This window comes from Streptomyces sp. NPDC045701, from assembly GCF_056432045.1.
In genome coordinates this window covers 1-1844 of sequence record NZ_JBWKJV010000181.1, presented here as the reverse complement: position 1 = coordinate 1844, position 1844 = coordinate 1, and the positions used below count along the sequence as shown (strand labels likewise).

2 protein-coding genes and 2 pseudogenes are annotated in these 1844 nt (G+C 70.1%); 2 read left to right on the top strand and 2 right to left on the bottom strand.

Annotated features, from left to right (window positions below):
• Positions 1-522, top strand: a pseudogene (locus AC07DW_RS34270) (hypothetical protein); the annotation flags it as partial.
• Between the two features lie 30 nt (positions 523-552).
• Here AC07DW_RS34270 and tpg read toward each other — a convergent pair.
• Positions 553-855, bottom strand: a pseudogene (gene tpg, locus AC07DW_RS34265) (telomere-protecting terminal protein Tpg); the annotation flags it as partial.
• 12 nt (positions 856-867) lie between these two features.
• Positions 868-1110, bottom strand: a complete 243-nt coding sequence (locus AC07DW_RS34260; RefSeq protein WP_478861498.1) for a helix-turn-helix domain-containing protein — start codon at positions 1108-1110, stop codon at positions 868-870.
• Between the two features lie 454 nt (positions 1111-1564).
• Between AC07DW_RS34260 and AC07DW_RS34255 the strand changes: the two genes are divergently transcribed.
• Positions 1565-1844, top strand: a 280-nt coding sequence (locus AC07DW_RS34255; RefSeq protein WP_478861497.1) for a hypothetical protein, incomplete at its 3' end; no start/stop codon positions are given.

Sequence of the window (1844 nt, the reverse complement as noted above, 5' to 3'; positions counted from 1 at the left end):
ACGCCGCCGCCAATCGTCTGGCGGCACCGCCCACCGCCCCCGCCTCTCACCGCCCACACCGCCCAGAAGGTCACCCACCGCCTGCACGCGGCGACCGCACATCCTCACCTGGCCGCAGCTATCGCCGCCGCACTGTTCACCGGTGCCTCCCTCCAGCAACTCGCCACCGCACGCCCTAGCGACTACGACACCACCGCAGTCACGCTCGCCCTGCACGACCGCACCCGCTACACCGACGGCTGCGCCACCCACCCCGTACCGCCCTGGGCGAGCATCTTCCTGCGGGCCGCGGCCTGCTTCACCCGGCTCGTCTCCGGCGAGGACCAGGAGCTGCTCGCCGCGCCAGGCGACCGTACGCCCCTGCTGCGCGTGGCGGAGATAGCCAGGCTGCGCCCGCCCCAGCCGCCCGCGGCTCGCCGCCAAGGCCCCGTCGGCCGTGTGGAGTGGGACTGGCGCGAGCGGCAGGAAGCCGAGAGGTACGAAGCAGTACCAGCCAGGCGCGCCAAACCCTCGCGCCCCTGACCCCTGACGCGGGCGCTGGATGAGGCAGGCTCAGCCGATCGAGAATTCGGCGAACTCGACGTCGCTGAAAGCCACGTGCAGCCCGTGGGCCCGGCGGCCCCACTCGCGAAAGTAGGCGTGCCCCAGCGCCCGGGCCAGGATCACCGTCTGCTGCTGCTCACCCGCGCCGGCATCCCGAGCGGCGAATAGTTCCCGAGCCACCTCTCCCGGCAGATCCTGGGTGATCCACCGCACCCGCGGATCGTCCGAGGAGCCTGCCGGAGCCGCGAACCCGAATCGCGCACGGGTATGGAAGACGAACCCCTCCGCCTCAGCCTGGGCACGCCGACGGGCCCGTACTCGGGGCTACCAGCGAGCCAGCACTGCTTCCTCGATCGCCAGACCCTGCGCCGGACCCGGGGGACGACGCGCTCCTGGCTTCTTTGTCACCCACCGCTGCACGGTGCGCTGTGACACCCCCAGCACGGCGGCCACCTGCTGGGTGGAACCCCGGTGCGTCGTCAGCAGAAACCGCAGGCGGGCCTCGGTGCTTGAGGGAACGGGCCGGGTGCGCAACGCGCGCTCCAGCCCCTGCTCGATCTGCCCCACGTCCGCCTCTCCTACCGGCCAGCCGATGGGGTCGGCACCCAGCAGTCCGTAGCGTCAGTTCTCCCACGCCGCCCGCCCCTGCCCGCCAGTTCCAGTGTCTTCGGGACAGCACCGGCCGAAGTCGGCTACGAGAGTCTCCCGGGGCGTGCCAGCGACGGAATGGTCTGCAGAACCTGCTATCTGCCATCTGCCACGTGCCGGCGGCGTCGGGTAACCGGTTGGCGGAGCTGGTGGTTTCTGCGGATTCGCGGTGTGGGCGTCGTAGGGTTTGGGTAGGGTCGGGGGAGCCGAGTCCGGGTCTTCGTTCGTAGCGGGGGCACCAGCTGGCTCCTCGAGTCTTCTTGTGACCGTCCGGGGACGCGTTCGTACCGTGTCCACCAGCGGGTTCCCTGCCGCGTGCGCGTGTGCCGCCTTGTCCGGTGCGCGCCGAGCACTTTTCCCTTGGAGTCCCGCGATGCCTTCATCGCTGCCCGTATGCCAAGCGATCGATTTCCTGTGTGAGCACACGTCCAGCAAGAGCCGGGTGATGGCCCTGCTGACTCACGACAACGGCCCCAGTTCCCTGACCGCTGTCCTGACTTGTAAGGACCCCTACCATGCCTTTGAAGCGGTGCGCATTTTGCGCCGAGTCCTGGCCCGACGCGATGCCACCACCGTCGACGACGAACTGAAGGCCCTCACGGCTGAGATGCCGGACGCACCAGCTGGCTCGCTGCGCCAGGCCGTCGTCCAGG